The organism is Streptomyces sp. NPDC087270 (assembly GCF_044744625.1).
Classification (GTDB): Bacteria; Actinomycetota; Actinomycetes; order Streptomycetales; family Streptomycetaceae; genus Actinacidiphila.
Window position 1 is genome coordinate 506,797 of sequence record NZ_JBIUYR010000004.1, and the last position, 15,460, is coordinate 522,256.

Genomic DNA, 15,460 nt, shown 5'->3' on the forward strand with positions numbered 1-15,460 from the left:
CACGGCGACCCGACCGCGACGACCGCCGTGCGCTCGGCGACCGGAGAGCCGGGGTGGGGAGGTGACCCGAGCCGGCGGGTGGGGTCCGCCGACGGCGACAGTGTTGGCCAACCCTCAAGCGCTGTCAACACTTTCGGCACTGCCGACGAATGATTCGGGAGAGCCGGAGCATCGTCTCCCTTCTAATTCCGCAGGCCAGAAGGTTGATGTGCCAGATCTTTCCAACGCCCTTCCGTGCAACGCGAGATGTTCGACCGATCGGCGACGACTTTCTTCGAAAGTTTCGAACTCTTCCCGGGCGCCGGGTAGGAGGGCCACGGCCACCGCTTCCCACCCGCAACGCGACGCGCGCGGCACCACCCGGCACTCCTCCCGTGGCCGAAACCCCGTGCCCTGTGGCCCAGTTAGGCAGATCATGGGACACGGCACGCAGGACGAACGGGACGGCCACCGCGCACGCGAACGGGGCCGCCAGCATCTTGAAGGTGCCGAGCAGGCGGTGCTGTCCGAGCGAATTCCCGCTCCCGGAACGGGAGATCGGGACCTGGCGGTGGGCGGCGAACCGGACGGCCCGTCCTCCCCGCAGGCGCTGACCGCGGCGTACGCGGTCGTCACCGACTCAAGTGGACGGATTCTGCTGGGCCGTTCGCCGCGCGGCATCTGGGAGCCGGCCGGGGGGAAGAACCGCGGATCGGAGTCGTTCGAGGAAGCGGCCGTCCGCGAACTGGCCGAGGGGACCGGCCTGCGGGCCGACCCCGCGCACGCCCACCTGCTGGCGATGGTGGCCGACGACACCCACGGAGTGCCTCGGCTGACCGCGGTGGTCCGCGTCACCGCCTGGTCCGGAACGCTCGCGCGCCTCCAACCGTACGACTCCACGCGAGGGGAATGGGAGTGGCACGAGCCGCACACCCTGTCCGGCATCGGGCCGATCTCCGCGCCGGCCGTCCACGCGCTCGACACGGTCTGGCCCGGCATCCTGCCCGGCGTCCTGCCCAGCCTGGACCCGGCCCACCCGCCCCACCGCTACCCGCACGCCGTCGCGGCCGTCCCCGTACCGGGAGAGCCCTCGGCCGCCGTCCGGCTGCGCGACGCGCTCGTCGACTCGATCGTCGCCGACGGATGCGTGCGTACACCGCTGGTGGAGGCCGCGTTCCGTACGGTCCCCCGCCACCGCTACGCGCCCGAAGTCCCCCTGGAGACCGCGTACGACGCCAACCTGGCCGTGGTGACCCGCCGGGACGGCGACGGGCGGGCGATCAGTTCCGTCAGCGCGGCCTGGCTGCACGCCGACATGATCGAGAACGCCCGGCTCGCACCCGGCATGCGGGTCCTCGAGATCGGCTCCGGCGGCTACAAGGCGTCCCTTCTCGCGGAGATCGTCGGCCCCACGGGGACGGTCGTCAGCCTCGACATCGACCCGTACGTCATCCGCCGCGCGCGCCGGTTCACCGACGAGGCGGGCTACGGCCGGGTGCGACTCGTCCTCGGCGACGGCGCGCTCGGCGCACCGGAGCACCACGTGCCGCGAACCGGCTTCGACGCGATCTTCCTCACCCACAACTGCTGGGACCTCGCGCCCGCGTGGACCGCTCAACTCGCCCAGGGCGGACACCTGGTCGTCCCGCTCGAAGTCGGCGGCTACACCCGGGCGATCGCCTTCCAACGGCAAGGAGACACGCTGGTCGCCCAGGGCTTCACGGTCTGCGGCTTCGTACGCGACCAGGGCATCGGCGGCCGGCGGACACCAGTCGTACAACTACTCGATGGAAAGGCACAGTTGCGGTTCGAGGACGGCGAACCCGCCGACACCGCCCGGCTGGACGCCGCCTTGACGATGCCGCGCCTGGACACGCCGACCGGGGTCACCATCGAGTCCGGCGTCCCCTTCGCCACGCTTCAGCTCTTCCTCGCCACCACGGTGCGGGGGTTCTGCCGGCTGTCCCTCACCCGAGGCCCCGACGATCCCGACACCGCGCACCTCGAACTGCCGAGCGGCGCCGACGCCGCCGCGGTCACGCAAGGCCACTCCCTCGCGTATCTGACCCACGTCAAGATCCGCGAGGCGGACCAGGAGCCGACCCGTGAGCCGACCCATGAGCCTCCTCAGGAGGCGCAGCCTGTATGGGAGTTCGTCGTCCACGCCTTCGGCCCCCGCGCCCGCGCCCTGTCCGACCTGCTGGCGGACCGGGTGCGTGCGTGGGACCGCGACGTACGGTACGGCGCCGGCCCCCGTCTGACCGTCCACCCCGCCGACACCCCCGACGCCGAACTGCCCACCGGACACGTGCTGCGCAAGCCGCGGAGCTGCCTGGTCTTCGACTGGTCACCACGCCGCCCCTGACCGCCTGCCCGTGGAAGGCGGTACCCCTGCGCCGTGGACGAGGCGAGCCCGGACGCGATCACCCGTGCCGCCCGGCGAGGGCGGCTTCCTGAACTGGGTGCGGGACCGGCATACGGGCCAAGATCGGGTAGTGGGGCGTTTGGCACTGTGGCAGGTCTGGGGGTTGGCCCGAGCGGGCATGGGGCGCCCTCGCGGTGATTCGGGGATCGGCTCCCAACTGGCCCCCGACCCTGGGGTTATGGCAGTTCGACGTCGTGGCCGCCCGCGGCTTCGATCAGCCAGAGCAGGGCCTGGCGCCCACCGTAGGGCTGGCCGTCGGTGCCGAAGCGGACCCACCCGGTGGTGTGCCCCCTGGCTCCGCCGTCCCACCAGCGCCAGGTGCGGCTGCCGGCCATGCCGTCGGGGTCGAAGAGGTTGATCCAGTCCAGGAGCCGCCAGTCGGCGACCGCGTCCGTCTGTGGTGCGGTCGCGCGCTGCTGCCTGGTCAGGCCGCGCGACCGGGCGAGCCGAGCGGGCGTGGAGCCCCGGCGGGCGGGGGCCTCGGGCGCGCGGCGCCGTATGAACCAGGTCGGCAGGATCTCCGGCCACTGCTCCTCGGCGGGCCATGCGTCGGCCGAACCGGCCGCGTACGGGAGGACGGCGAGCAGGACCTCGCGGATCAGGGCGACGGTTGCGTGGGGGTCTTCCGCGGCGAAGGTGGCTTCCGCGGCCAGGAGTGGGTTCCTGGTGTCGGGGTGCGGGCCGTACCGGACTCTGAGCAGTTCCGTTGCGGGGGCACCGGGTTCGAGCTGTTCGTGGAGGAGTTGACGGGTCCGGCGGGGGAGGACCGGGGCGGCGGCCTCCGTCAGCGCGAGCAGTTCGCGCCGCTCGTCGGCCGTCGGGTCGAAGGCGGGGACGACGTCGGTCCTGGCGTGCCAGGGAGAAGAGTGGAGGTGGCGGATCAGCGCGGCGGCCGTATCGGCGGCCCACCGGGCGAGCCGGGGGTCCGGGTCGGGGGCGATGCGGAGGTTCGTGCGGAGCCGCTGAAGTGAGTCGGGCTCGTCGAGGAGGCGGTATCCGGCGCGTCGGACGGCCGCGCGATCACGGTCGGACAGAAGCAACTCCGTCAGGCCAGAAGGCAGTTGGTCGAGGCGGGTACGGAGGGCTGTGGTGGCCTCGCGGATCACTTTCGCGGACGGGTCGCGCAGCAGCGGGACGGTGCGCTCGACGCGGACCGCGTCGAGCGCGCGAAGACCACGAACGGCTGCGGCGCGTACGGGCGCGTGGTGGTGGCCGAGCAAGGGAGCCAGCAGGTCGGCGTCCTCTTTGCGGCCGGTCTCGGCGAGGCCGGCGATCGCCCCCGGCGTGGGTGTGCGAACCGCGGTTCGGTACCAGCCGACCGCGTCCGTGCCCGTACGGCGGGCGGCGTCACGTGCGACGGCGCGGACGAGCGCCGACGTGTCGCCGAGGTACGGGGTGACCTCTGTCGCGAGCCCCTTTCTGAGAAGCCCGGTGAGCGCCAGGACACGGACGTCCTGATGCACGCTCGCCGCCAGTTGCCGCAGCAGGTCGGTCTGTTCGGTCCATACGGCTTCGCGTACGGCTGCTTCCGCCGCCTGCCCCCGGCACTGGCGGTCACTGTCCTGTTTGGTGATCGCGACCAGCTTTCTGAGCGGGAGCCGACGGCTCGCGAGTGCCGTTTGCAGGGCGAACCGGCGCAGCCGCCTGTCCGGCGAGGCGAGGAGCGGCTCGAAGAGAGCGGTCCCGGGCGAGGACAACAACGCGCTCACCAGCTGCTGCCGCGCGAAGCCTCCCCGCTCGCGCCGGACGATCAGGAGGGTGAGCGGTGCGGCGGCGGGCACCAGCGACTTGGGATGTTCGTGCAGGAGCACCGCCAGCGCGGCGCGGGCGCGATCCCGTACCGGCCCCGCCCAGTCTGCGGTCCGCAGGACGAGGAACGGTGCCAGACCCACGGGGGGTTGGGGCTGCCTCAGCAGCAAGTGCGCTCTGCGTACCGCGCGTTCGCGAATCCGCCCGTCCGGATGGCAGGAAGCCAGGGCGATGCCCAGCGGGGTCGTGTCCGCAGCGAGGGCGGACGGGTCCACCTCTGTGCGGCCGCCCCGGGGCCCGCGCCGGAAGCTGTACTCGGATGTCCGGCGGACGGCCTCGTCAAGACGCAGCACCACACGCGGCTGATCGGTGAGCAGGAGCAGCGCCGTGGCCCCCTCGCCGGCGGTGTCCATGCCGCGCAGCGCGGCGACGAGCTTGTCGTCGGACTCCGGACCGTTCACGGCCGCAGGCGCCAGCGCGGCCTCGAACGCCGCAAAGGCTGCGGATATGGGGTGCGCCGCCTGCTGAGGCTCGGGAGTCCTGGACATGGAGCCATCGTGCCGGACGAGCCGTCCCAAGGCTTCGGCGTTTTCCACGCCCACGATCCGCGCCCACGATCGGCCGCCACGATCGGCCGACCGCCGACCGCCGACCGCCGACCGCCGACCGCCGACCGCCGACCGCCGCTCGCCCCCGCTCCATCCGCCCGGCCCCCGCGACCGGTGCCGTCTACCGCTCACCGCTGGCCGCTTTGTCCGCTCCCGGTGAGACGTTGAGCCGCATCGGGCCACGGGAGCGGTTCCTGAGCGTCCTCAGCCATCATGACCTCCTCCTCCCACCAGCCGGTTCCGTCCAGCCACGAAGTCAGCCACCGAGTGAGGGAGGGCGAGTCCTGGAACCAGGCGTCGGCCCAGTTGTCGGTCACGGCATTCGGCTCGAAGAGCAGGACGGGGGCCTCGGGTCGTGTGCAGTCGACGGCGGCGGACATGCCGCAGCCCCAGTCCAGGATCGGCAGGACGCCGCGAGGCCAGTACTCAGAAGTGGTCGTGCGGAGAGGTCCGTACTCGGCGACTGCGGTCCGCCCCTGGCCCGTCAGCGGAAACAGGAGGTACTCGGGCCCGAAGCCGCCATTGGCGACATGGCGGTACAACCCGCTCAAGACCGGTGGCAGGGAGAAACCGAGAGCGGACTCGGCCTGCGCAATGTCCTGTTCACTGACGCACGGTGGAAGGTCCGCGGATTGCTGCTCGGCTCTGCTGCGTACACGCGCGAGGAGCGACAGGTACTCGGTCACGCTGCCCCTTTCGAGGTGAGTCGTATGGCGAGGATCTCTGCGGAGTCGAGGGCGGAGCGGTGGAACTCCCGCACGGGGGAGTGCCGCAATTGAGCTCAATGCATGGGAAGTTGGTCTGGAGAAAGGGTGGGAGTTCGTTTGCCGCACTGCCGAACCTAGCGGCGGGCACTGACGACGACCGGAACACACAGGTCGGGGCGACGACCAGCCGGAGTATCCACTGGCGGCTACCGGGTCACGGACCCCATCGGGACCGCCCCCGCCAGGGCCTGAGCAGGATCGAGCGCCGTCCGGCGGCGTATCTCCTCGACGGAGGGTCTGCGGAGAGGCTTCGCGAACGACGTGGAGAGGCGCACAGAGGCAGTGGCCCGCTGCCGGACGGGGCGCGTACGGCAGCGGGGCCAGAGGGTCGTGCCTTACTTCCGGATGCGGATGGCTCCTGCCAAGGAACCGGCGCGGATCAGGGCAATGCCCGTTTCCTGGTGGCCGGTCAGGGAGAGGACCGCACCGGTGGTGCAGAGGGCCGCGGACCACCCGACCGTGGTCCAAGCCAGGGTGCTCTGTGCACGTGTGCGGTCCGGGGAGCCCTGTTCCGGCGCGTGCGGCTCGCTCGGAGCGGCTTCGCGGGACTGCGGGTCATTCGCATGGGTGTCGTGGGTGTCATGGGCGTCAGTGGTGCTCATGGCGAGTCCTTGGTGTCGTGCATGCCGGGGGACGGCATGCGGTGGATTCGGGTGAGCGGACTCTGGAGGAGTCGGGGGTTAGCGGCGCAAGTCCCCTGGCGGGGCGGGTGACGCCCACCCAGGCGTCGAGGGAAGCCGCAAGGAGGGAAGGGCGTCGCTGCGCGTTCTCCCGAGGCCGGGGAGTCGCTGTGTGACTTCCTGAGGATGTCTGCTGCGCCCCGCCCGTTCGGCGCTGCTGACCTGTGTCTTTGCGAGCCACCGGCTTGCGCCGGTTGCGCGGCGCTGCCCCGAGCAGGGTTTCAGTACGGCCGGGAGCAGTTCGACCTTCACCGGTGCGCATGCTGCCCAACCGACGCCCTATGCGCGCAAGTCCGCCGCTTGACGTCCCTGGAGCACCAGGAGCAAGCCGTGCAACCGGAGCGACCAGCGAGTTTGTCGGGCCCGTCCATCGCCGGCCACGACATCGGTCAGCCGGCGGTCCGGACGCGGAGCGGACCTCCTCCACCAGAAGCTCGCACCGTCGGTGCGCTGTGCACACCGCGGCGTCGTCCCGTGTCCGAATGACCGGATATCGGCCCATCGGCGCAGAGGCAATGGCAGCATGGGAGCCGATCGACACACCTTGGGGAGAGGCGCGCGTGCACGCTCAGGAGACCACGTTCAACGACCTCGTCCAGGGCGAGAAGCAGTACCAAGTGCCCCTGTACCAGCGGACGTACACTGGGAGCGTGAGTAGCTGCAACAGCTCTGGGACGACGTACAGGAATTGGTCGAGGACCAGTTGGGGAACCGCGCTCCCGCGGCGCACTTCCTCGGCTCCGTCGTGTTGGCGCCCGGCCGGATCACCGCGGGTGGGATGCAGCGCTGGCTCGTCGTCGACGGGCAGCAGCGCCTGACCACCCTCATGCTCGCCTTCACCGCGTTGCGCGACCGGCACCGCGCACGGGGAGCGGAGCAGAAGGCCGACCGCATCCACGACCTCGTCCTCGTCAACAAGTACCGCAGCGGTGACGACCATTACCGGTTGCTGCCGACACAGGCGGACCGCGACGCGTTCATCGCCTGCATCGAGACGTCGCCCAAGGCGGGTGGCCCCGGAAACGTGGGTGCCGCCTACCGCTTCTTCCTGTCGGCGTTGACCGAGGGGGAGGAGAGCGGGGGCGAGGAGTGGACGGACACGGTGGAGTTCGTCCTCAGCGGTCTGCTGTCGATCGTCGAGATCACCGCGGCTGAGGGCGACAACGTCTACCGGATCTTCGAGTCGATCAACAACACCGGTGTCGGGTTGAGCCAGAGCGACCTGCTGCGCAACTACCTCTTCATGTGCCTGCCGACCCGCGGCGAACGGGTCTACCGCAACCGCTGGCTGCCGATGCAGGAACTCCTCGGCCCGGACAACCTCGAACTCCTGGTGTGGCTCGACCTGGTCGTGGCCGGCAACAGCCGGGCCAAGCAGAGCGACATCTACCGCGACCAGAAGCGGCGCCTGGAACCCATCAGCACCGACGAGGCCGCGCTGGAGAACGAGATCACGGCTCTCGCAGCGCGTGCCGAACGCCTCGTGCGCATTCTGCGGCCGGAGTTGGAACCGGACCCTGATCTCCGGGAGGTCCTGGAGCGGATGTCCCGCTGGGGCGGCCAGACGCACTACCCCTTGGCGCTCATGCTCCTCGACCGGGTGGACGCCGGCCAGACCACCGGACACCAGGCCGCTCGGGCGCTCGCCTATGCCGAGAGCTACATGGTGCGGCGGCTGCTGGCCGGCTACTCGACCATGGGCAGCAACCGCGTGTTCATGGAGATCCCCAAGGAGTTGGAGAAGGACGACGACCCCGCGGAGGCGGTGCGCCGCTTCCTGTCCAAGAACCAGGTGGGAGCCCGCGTCTGGCCCGACGACGACGCCGTCCGCGAGGCCATCCGCACCCGGCCCTTCTACAAGGCCGGCCGCGGCAACCAGCGCTTCCAGGTGCTGCGCAGGCTGGAGGACAGCTACGGGAGCAGCGAACCGGTCGACTACGCCAAGGCCCACCTCACCGTGGAGCACGTCCTCCCGCAGACCCCCGCTCATCAGTGGCTGGACCTGCTCGCGGAGGAGACCGAGGACGGTCAGACCCCGGAGGAGCTGCACGCCTCGCTCGTCCACACGCTGGGCAACCTGACGCTGTCGGCCGACAACGCGAAGCTGTCCAACCACCCCTTCCGCCGTAAGCAGGAGATCCTGGACTCCAGCGCCCTGCGCATGAACCAGGCCATTGCCGGCCAGGAACGGTGGGGCCGAGCCGAGGTGCTGGCCCGCGCCGACGAACTCGCCGAGCGGGCGGTGCGGTTGTGGCCGGGCCCGATCTCCGGGACGATCCCGGCCGACGACGAGTGGTCCGGCTGGAAGGAGTTGCGCGCCACGCTCCTTGCCATGCCCGCCGGCACCTGGACCACATACGGCGATGTCGCGGCGCTCATCGGTACCCACGCCGTCCCGGTCGGCCAGCACTTGGCCACCAAGGCCGGGCTGCACGGTGCCTACCGGGTGCTGACGGCGGACGGCCGCGTCTCGGCGGCCTTCCGCTGGCCGGACGGCGAGGAATCCGGAGACGCGCGGACCCGCCTGGAAGCAGAAGGCGTTCCCTTCGACGAAGCCGGCCGGGCCCGACGCTCCCATCGGTTGACCACGGCCGATCTCGCAGCCCTGACGGGCAGGGAGCACGACGAGGAGGCAGAGCTCTCCAGTCCCGAGGACGACGCCGGGCGGCAGTCGGAGGCGGCCCGGTTCGAAACCCAACTCCGCGACAACCAGACCGCGCAGACCGCCGACGGAGTCCTGCACGCCCTGCGCTTCTGGGAGCGGCAGGGCGGTCACCTCGCCTACGGCCGTGCGAACGAGACGAGTTGCTTCCCCACGGCCCGGCTCGCCGGCACAGCCACTATCCGTACGACGTGGCCGCTGGGGATCTACCCGGTGTCCGGCACGGTCGAGGTCGTCTTCCAGTACCTGAAGCGCCGCCCGCCCTTCGACGACGAACCCCTCCGGCGCGAGCTGCTCGACCGCCTCAACTCCATCGACGGCATCGGCCTGGCCGAAGCCAAGCTGGACCTGCGCCCGTCCTTCCCGCTGGAGGTCTTCGCCGAGCACAGCGATGAACTGTGCGCGGTGCTGGAGTGGTTCTCGCACACGGTCGCCCAGGCCAACCGCCGTCACGTGACCGCGGAGGGCGCGGATTCCCTCTGACCCCTGCATCAATCGGCACGCGTGGGCGACGCTGCTCCAGGTCCCACGCGTGCCGTTACCCGTCGAAGAAGGTCAACCAGTCGCGCCGCGCGGTCGCCTTGGGCGAGGCATCCGCCGGCATCAGAGACGAGCGGCTTACCGAAGTCCGTAGGGCCCTTGGGCTGTGAAGCTGCCGGCGAGCCAGGCGGCTTCAACCGGCAGCCCCGGGACAACTACTCATCGTCTTCGACCCGCTGGAGGATCTGCTCGAAGTCTCCTTCGTCGAGCACGCCGCTGATCGCCTGCGTCATGTTGTCGATGCCCGGCTCGCGGACGATGAGCCCGTCCGAGCACCAGAAGTAGCGGCCACCCGCTGTCTCGCCGGTCTCGGCCCACCTCTCCATCAGGCGCTGCACCTCGGCGAGGGTGAACACGGTCGCGCTCCACCGCGACCCGTCCATCAGCCGAACTTCGACGTCGACGTTGCAGACGGCGTCCAAGTCCTCGCCGGCGTCGGGCAGGAAAGACGCCACGAACCTGTCCGTACGGACCCGATACCAAGGCTCGTCCCACCAGCCCGCGGTCATCTCGAAGGGCGCGTCGATGGTCATCGCGCCAGTATCCCGGGCTGAGCGAGTGATCCCCAGGTCTTCGTCAACGCCCTCGGGATAGCGTGCTTCCGTGACCGAGCTGGATCTCGTGGGCCCGACGTTCGTGAACTTCCGGGACCACGTTTTCCCGGAGGGCAGCACCCACGGCTTTCGGTGGGTCGACCTGAAGTCCTTCCGTTTTCGGCGCGGCAGCCAGGACGCGGAACTGCTGGCAGCCGTCATCGCCCACGAGCAGTTCCGCGACGACTACGCGGGCGGCGGCGTCGACCCGGACGGCACCCGTCACGGCCCCTACTGGCTTCGCTCGGTCAGCCCTGACGGCTACCAGCCCGTCAGTTGCACCGTCGCCACGCAGACGCTGCGGGACTGGGCGCGTCAGCACGGCGAGCTCCCGGACTCGCTGAGCGACGCACTCGATACGGCACTGTTCACCGTGGTGGACTCGGCCGGCCGGCTCTACCGCCTTCGCGATCTCGGCAGCATGTGCTTCCATGACTGGGGTGGAGTGCACATCGACTTCCACGAGTTCATCGCCATCGACGACGAGCGGCAGTTGCTGACTCTCCTCGTCGCGGCCGACGACTGATCGACGTGGGTCCACCCCCGTGAACGTCATGACTCGGTTGACGCTCCTTTCGAGCCGCCGGCTGCCGGGATTCGTCGACTGCGGGGCGGCTTCCCGTTCGCCGGGCTCGGCGAGGTGGTCTGCTGCGGGTCGGTTCCTACCGGCGTGCGAGGCTCTGTGGACGCGTTCGGGCGGGCCGTCGAGCAGAGCCCGGGGCCACCTGCGGGGTGCCACCTGCGGGGTGTCGTACACGTGGGTCTCGCTGACGAAGGTGCCGTCCGGGTGGCGCACCCGCTCGACGCGGCAGCAGCCGAAGGGGGTTGAGGAAAGGCGGCGCGCCCTTCGGCACTCCACCTTCTGCGTAGGGTCTCCGGTATGGCGATCAACGTGCGCAGGTCCCGCCCCGAAGATCACGCTTCGATCCTGGCCCTGATGGACGAGGCCCGCGGAGTAGGGCTCAGTGACGAGGAACAGGCGCGTCGGGGCTTCGTGCAGGGCCAGTTGACGGAGGACCTCCTCGCCCGTTTCCAGGACGGCCCGGGCATTTTCGTCGCCGACGCGGGCGGGGAGCTGGCCGGGTTCGCGATCACGAGCGAGCCGGGCGGGCTGCCCCCGCAGCACCCGGCCGCGGCAGCCGTCGCGGCAGTCACGAAGGCGGCGGACGGGCGTGACCTGGGCAGGCTCTTCCTTTACGGCCCCGTCGCGGTCGACGCACGCTTCCAAGGGCGGGGGCTGCTGACGCAACTGCTCACGGCGCTCAGCCGCGCCCTGAAGGACGACTTCGACCTCGCCGTCGCGTTCGTCGAGTTGGCCAACGAGCGCTCCCTGGCGGTGCACCGGCACTACGGGATGACGGAAGCCGCCCACTTCGAGGTCGGCGGACGCACGTACGCGGCCTTCACTTTCGCACCGACCGCCTTCGCGCAGGCGCGCTCCTGACGCGCGGCGCACCGGAACCCGGGTCCAGGGCCGCGGGAAGAACCCGCGGATCGCTCTCCCCTCCACCGAGCCCCGACACCGGGGCAAGGGGGGTTAGGCGGACAGGCCGAGGACCTCAACTCCCCGTTCCCCAGGGGCGATGGCGGATCAGGGGGGTGACGCTCAAGCCGCCCAGCCCGCCGCCGTCAACCGATCCAGCGGGCCGCGGCCTCGTAGGTCGTGTCCGGGCTGCTGTTGAACGCGATGGCCGCATCAGGTGCGTGCCGCCGAATCAGGTTGACGATCTGCTCCAGGAGTTCGACCTGGTCGTCCGAGTGCCGCAGGCCACCGCCGACGGTGACGCACTCCCACGGATGGGCTCGCAGCGCGTTCGCGAGGACCACGCCGATGTCGTCACTTCCGTCAAGGCCGAACAGGCAGCTCGCCACGCCCACGCCGTGTTCGGCGAACTTGGCCAGCCCCGCCTCGATCGCCCTGGCAGCCGGCTCGGGATTCCACGGCCCGGGCACCCGATACGGATCAAGCCCGATGACGAGGACGCGGGGTGTGCCGGCGGTGTCCACGTCTGGACGATACGCGTCGAACGCCCCGCGCATCAGGAGGTGATGACTCAACGGCTCCGGTGTCACGGAACGGCGGGGAGAGCCGTCATCACCGATCCTCATCGGCAGGGGTTTCGGCTGCGTCCATGTTCGGCAGCCCGGTTGCCACGGTTCGAAGGGAAGCGCCTCGTGTGTGGCGCGCCGTGCCGGCTTACGGCGTGCCGCTGCGCCGGTAGCCGGCCCACAGCCGTCCGCCGGCCTGCTCCAGCACCTGGTCCACCACGCCGACGAGGTTGTCTGCCTGCCCTTCGAGTGCCAGCCGGACTCCGTTGTGGAGCTGCGTGTTGAGCCCTGGCGCCGCGGTGTCGAGCAGGCGCGCGAGCCACTTGCCGCCGGCGTCCCAGGAACCGTTGACAGCCAGGGCGAGTTCAGCGGTGCGGACCGCCAACTCGGAGCAGATGAAGAGCCGTTCGCCGGGGTCGGTGGACCCGTCGAGGTCATCGAGGAGGTCGGTGATCGCGTAGCGGCGGTCCTCGATCTCCTGGGTGGTCACGGGCGGAGGTCCGGCCGCGGCCAGTTTCCGGGACGCGGTGGCGATGCGCTCGCCGATTCCGTCCGCGTCGAAGAGCAGCAGCCCGTCGGCGCACATGAAGAGCAGCGGTGACCGGCGCTGCGGTACTTCCCGGTCGACGAAGGCGTGCCAGGTCTCCTCGGTGTGCACGAACATCTCCACCGGCCAGCCGTGGCGCCGGAAGCTCGACCGGTACGGGGCGGGGGCGCCGTGCAGGAACACCACGAGGTCGAGGTCGGACTTCTCGGTCCGGCGCTCCGTCACGACGCTGCCGCCCAAGAACGCGGCTCTTGCGTCGGCATGGAGTTCTTCGACTACGGCTCGTGCTGCTTCGATCGCTTCCATACGGCAAGTATCCGGACCTGCGGTTCCGCGCGCCGAGAATTTTCTGCCGGTACCGGCCGCACCGCCGCTGAGCTCCCGGCGGGCTCCCGCTGGGCTCTCGCTGGACTCCCGGTCAGGTACGTCGCCGAGCGCTGGGACCCGAGCACTCTGCCGGAGCCCTTCGCCCCGGCCGACCTCGCGGACACCCGCTGGGACCTCCACCTCAAACGCGACAGGTGCGAAGCCGTCGTCGCCAACACGAACGGGTGGCCGTCCGGGTAGCCGTCGCGATCCGCGGGGGCCGGCCGGCGGCGGGGGTGCCGGGCTCGGTGCGGCCTCGGCCTCGGCTTCGGCCTAAGGCTGCAACGGGGGCGGTGGGTGCGGCAGGGGGTGGGCGCCCTCGGGGCGCAGGCCGTCGAAGACCACCATCAGGTAGCGGCGCCAGAGGTCCGGGTACGCCTGGCCGAGGGGGCCGGCCGCGTACGCGGGTGCGCACATCAGCAGGACGACGTCGGCTCCGGTGATGTCAGGCCGTACGGCCCCCTGCGCGCGCGCTCGGGCGACCAGGGCGTCGACGGCGCGGACCATCCGCTCGCGTGCCTGATCGACCCCCGCCGGGTCCTGGATGCCCGCCGTGCCGCCGGCGAACATGGCGGAGAGGTCGAGCTGTTGCTGTTGCTCCGCACCCAGGGTCAGGAAGTCCAGCAGTGCCGCGCCGGGATCGGACCCGGTGAGGAGGGCCTCGGCGGACCCGGTGAGCTGGTCGAGGCGGGCCACCACGATCGCGGTGAGCAGATGGTCCTTGCTCGGGAAGTGGTTGAAGACCGTGCCCTTTCCCATCCCCGCGCGGCGGGCGATGTCCGCGACGGAGGCGTCGACGCCGCGTTCGGTGAACTCCGCGGTGGCGGCGGCGAGCAGCAGGTCGCGGTTGCGTGCCGCGTCGGCCCGCAGGGAGCGCCGCGGGCGTGGGCTTTCAGGCGGGGGCATACGGTTCGCTCGCTCCTCGGCATCGGCATCGGCATCGGCTCGGCACGTTGCTCGGACCGGTACCCGACGACTCCTCGCGGCGCGGGCCTCACCGCTCGGCGTCCCGCGGCCGTAAGTTGACCGCGCGGTCGCGTTATCGTACCGTCCACTCCCAGAATAACCTGACCGCGCGGTCGGGTTCCCGTGGGTGCTTCGGGAGGATGCGGCATGACGCGAACGATGCGGGCCCTGGTGGCCCCGGGTTACGGACCGCCCGAGACCTACGTGGTGACCGAGGTGCCGGTCCCGCGGCCCGGCCCCGGACAGTTGCGGATCAAGGTGGCGGCGGCTGCGCTGAACGCCGCCGACCTGGTGCTTCCCGGCGGCGACTACCGTGCGATGGTCGAGGTGGACTTCCCGCACGTGCCCGGCAACGACTTCGCCGGCACGGTGACCGACGTCGGCCCGGACGTGTCCGGCTACACCGCCGGGGACGAGGTCTTCGGTTTCGCGCTGCCCCGGGTGCTGCGCCCCATGGCGGGTGCGGCGCGACCGTCGCTGGGGACGGGATCGCTCGCGGAGTACGTGGTCGTCGAGGCCGACACGCCGTTCGTCGCCCACCGCCCGGCCGCGCTGCCGGTCGACCAGGCGGCGGCGCTGCCCATCGTCGGAACGACGGCCCGCGCGCTGGTCGCGGCCGGGGCGTTCGGCGCGGACGAGACGGTGCTGGTGGTCGGGGCCACGGGTGGGGTGGGAACCACCGTGCTGCCGCTGCTGGCCGCCGCGGGAACGCGGGTGACCGCCACGGCAACGGCGGCCGACGCCACCCTCGTACGGCAGTTGGGCGCGGCCGAAGTGGTCGACTACCGCACCGACGACGTCACCGCGGAGACGTTGCGGCGGCACCCCGGAGGAGTCGACGCCATCCTGAACTTGTACCTGCCCGGCACCGAACTCCGCGGCCTCGCCTCCACGTTGCGGCCCGGCGGCAGGTTGCTGACGATCACGCCCCCGCCGCCGGACGCCGACGCGCTGGGCCGCTCGGACGTGACGGGCAGCATGGTGCTGGACATGGACGGCCACTACGGCGGCATGCCGGAGGTGGCGGCCGACGCGGTCGCCGGCGCCCTCAAGGCCACGATCGGCCGCCGCTTCCGGCTGACGGACGCGGCGCACGCGTGCGTGGCGTTCGCGCGTGAGCACACGACGGGGAAGATCCTGGTGACGATGGACGGTTGACCCGAGCGGAGCGGCCGACGCGTCGCCGGCCAATCCGATAGCGGCTCGGAACGCCTCGCGCTCCCCGGTGCCGCGAGCCGCTGTTCCCGCTGACGGCAACGAATCTGTGAGCGAACACAGTGCATGCTTCCTCCCGCCCCACCCGACGAACGAATCCGTGGAGGCGACGGTGCTACCGCAGCCCGGGCCCCGCCCCGGGAGCCCTGACTCCGTACTCGGCTCCCCGAACGGCTCCCCAAGCGACCCCCAGGGACGACTCAGGGCCCCGATCCTCGGCTTGGGTTCAAGGGGTCGTCGCAACACCACTTGTTTCAGGTGGTGAGTAGATCACGTAGACGCTCGGCTGGGGTATCCCAGTCGAGCGTCTTGCG

General features: G+C 71.0%; 11 protein-coding genes and 1 pseudogene. 5 read left to right on the top strand and 7 right to left on the bottom strand.

Annotated elements, in window-relative coordinates; genetic code table 11:
* Positions 1-499: 499 nt before the first annotated feature.
* On the top strand, positions 500-2,344 hold the full coding sequence (fxlM, locus tag ACIPAE_RS11325) for a methyltransferase, FxLD system (RefSeq protein ID WP_402444460.1): 1,845 nt from the start codon (positions 500-502) through the stop codon (positions 2,342-2,344).
* A gap of 236 nt (positions 2,345-2,580) precedes the next feature.
* On the opposite strand, the gene ACIPAE_RS11330 is transcribed toward fxlM, so the two are convergent.
* The 3 genes from ACIPAE_RS11330 to ACIPAE_RS11340 form a co-directional block, all read right to left on the bottom strand.
* On the bottom strand, positions 2,581-4,701 hold the full coding sequence (locus ACIPAE_RS11330; RefSeq protein WP_402444462.1) for a HEAT repeat domain-containing protein: 2,121 nt from the start codon (positions 4,699-4,701) through the stop codon (positions 2,581-2,583).
* A gap of 188 nt (positions 4,702-4,889) precedes the next feature.
* Positions 4,890-5,447, bottom strand: a complete 558-nt coding sequence (locus ACIPAE_RS11335) for an SMI1/KNR4 family protein (RefSeq protein ID WP_402444464.1) — start codon at positions 5,445-5,447, stop codon at positions 4,890-4,892.
* Between the two features lie 416 nt (positions 5,448-5,863).
* Entirely contained in the window at positions 5,864-6,130 is a 267-nt protein-coding gene (locus tag ACIPAE_RS11340) for a hypothetical protein (protein WP_402444466.1), read from the bottom strand.
* Between the two features lie 638 nt (positions 6,131-6,768).
* Between ACIPAE_RS11340 and ACIPAE_RS11345 the strand changes: the two are divergent.
* Positions 6,769-9,353, top strand: a pseudogene (locus ACIPAE_RS11345) (DUF262 domain-containing protein).
* Between the two features lie 212 nt (positions 9,354-9,565).
* On the opposite strand, the gene ACIPAE_RS11350 reads toward ACIPAE_RS11345, so the two are convergent.
* Positions 9,566-9,943: a hypothetical protein gene (locus ACIPAE_RS11350; protein ID WP_402444468.1), complete on the bottom strand. Its 378-nt coding sequence runs from the start codon at positions 9,941-9,943 to the stop codon at positions 9,566-9,568.
* Positions 9,944-10,013: 70 nt separating this feature from the next.
* Here ACIPAE_RS11350 and ACIPAE_RS11355 point away from each other — a divergent pair, with 70 nt between their 5' ends.
* Positions 10,014-10,529 (top strand): hypothetical protein, encoded by a 516-nt coding sequence (locus ACIPAE_RS11355; protein WP_402444469.1) that lies wholly within the window; start codon positions 10,014-10,016, stop codon positions 10,527-10,529.
* A gap of 354 nt (positions 10,530-10,883) precedes the next feature.
* Entirely contained in the window at positions 10,884-11,447 is a 564-nt protein-coding gene (locus ACIPAE_RS11360) for a GNAT family N-acetyltransferase (RefSeq protein ID WP_402444471.1), read from the top strand.
* Positions 11,448-11,632: 185 nt separating this feature from the next.
* On the opposite strand, the gene ACIPAE_RS11365 is transcribed toward ACIPAE_RS11360, so the two are convergent.
* From ACIPAE_RS11365 to ACIPAE_RS11375, 3 genes are all read right to left on the bottom strand, one after another.
* A complete protein-coding gene (locus tag ACIPAE_RS11365; protein ID WP_402444473.1) occupies positions 11,633-12,010 on the bottom strand; it encodes a hypothetical protein in 378 nt (125 codons plus the stop codon).
* Positions 12,011-12,200: 190 nt separating this feature from the next.
* Positions 12,201-12,905: a nucleotidyltransferase domain-containing protein gene (locus ACIPAE_RS11370; RefSeq protein ID WP_402444475.1), complete on the bottom strand. Its 705-nt coding sequence runs from the start codon at positions 12,903-12,905 to the stop codon at positions 12,201-12,203.
* Positions 12,906-13,238: 333 nt separating this feature from the next.
* The gene (locus ACIPAE_RS11375) at positions 13,239-13,871 is read right to left on the bottom strand and encodes a TetR/AcrR family transcriptional regulator (RefSeq protein ID WP_402444476.1); all 633 of its coding nucleotides are present in this window, start codon (positions 13,869-13,871) and stop codon (positions 13,239-13,241) included.
* Between the two features lie 207 nt (positions 13,872-14,078).
* Here ACIPAE_RS11375 and ACIPAE_RS11380 point away from each other — a divergent pair, with 207 nt between their 5' ends.
* A complete protein-coding gene (locus tag ACIPAE_RS11380) occupies positions 14,079-15,089 on the top strand; it encodes an NADP-dependent oxidoreductase (RefSeq protein ID WP_402444478.1) in 1,011 nt (336 codons plus the stop codon).
* Positions 15,090-15,460: the final 371 nt, after the last annotated feature.

Excerpts from the sequence above, each read along its gene's own strand:
- ACIPAE_RS11360 (WP_402444471.1), top strand. The coding sequence starts at position 10,884 with ATGGCGATCAACGTGCGCAGGTCCCGCCCCGAAGATCACGCTTCGATC.
- ACIPAE_RS11375 (WP_402444476.1), bottom strand. The coding sequence starts at position 13,871 with ATGCCCCCGCCTGAAAGCCCACGCCCGCGGCGCTCCCTGCGGGCCGAC.
- ACIPAE_RS11380 (WP_402444478.1), top strand. The coding sequence starts at position 14,079 with ATGACGCGAACGATGCGGGCCCTGGTGGCCCCGGGTTACGGACCGCCC.
- ACIPAE_RS11340 (WP_402444466.1), bottom strand. The coding sequence starts at position 6,130 with ATGAGCACCACTGACGCCCATGACACCCACGACACCCATGCGAATGAC.
- ACIPAE_RS11330 (WP_402444462.1), bottom strand. The coding sequence starts at position 4,701 with ATGTCCAGGACTCCCGAGCCTCAGCAGGCGGCGCACCCCATATCCGCA.
- ACIPAE_RS11370 (WP_402444475.1), bottom strand. The coding sequence starts at position 12,905 with ATGGAAGCGATCGAAGCAGCACGAGCCGTAGTCGAAGAACTCCATGCC.
- ACIPAE_RS11350 (WP_402444468.1), bottom strand. The coding sequence starts at position 9,943 with ATGACCATCGACGCGCCCTTCGAGATGACCGCGGGCTGGTGGGACGAG.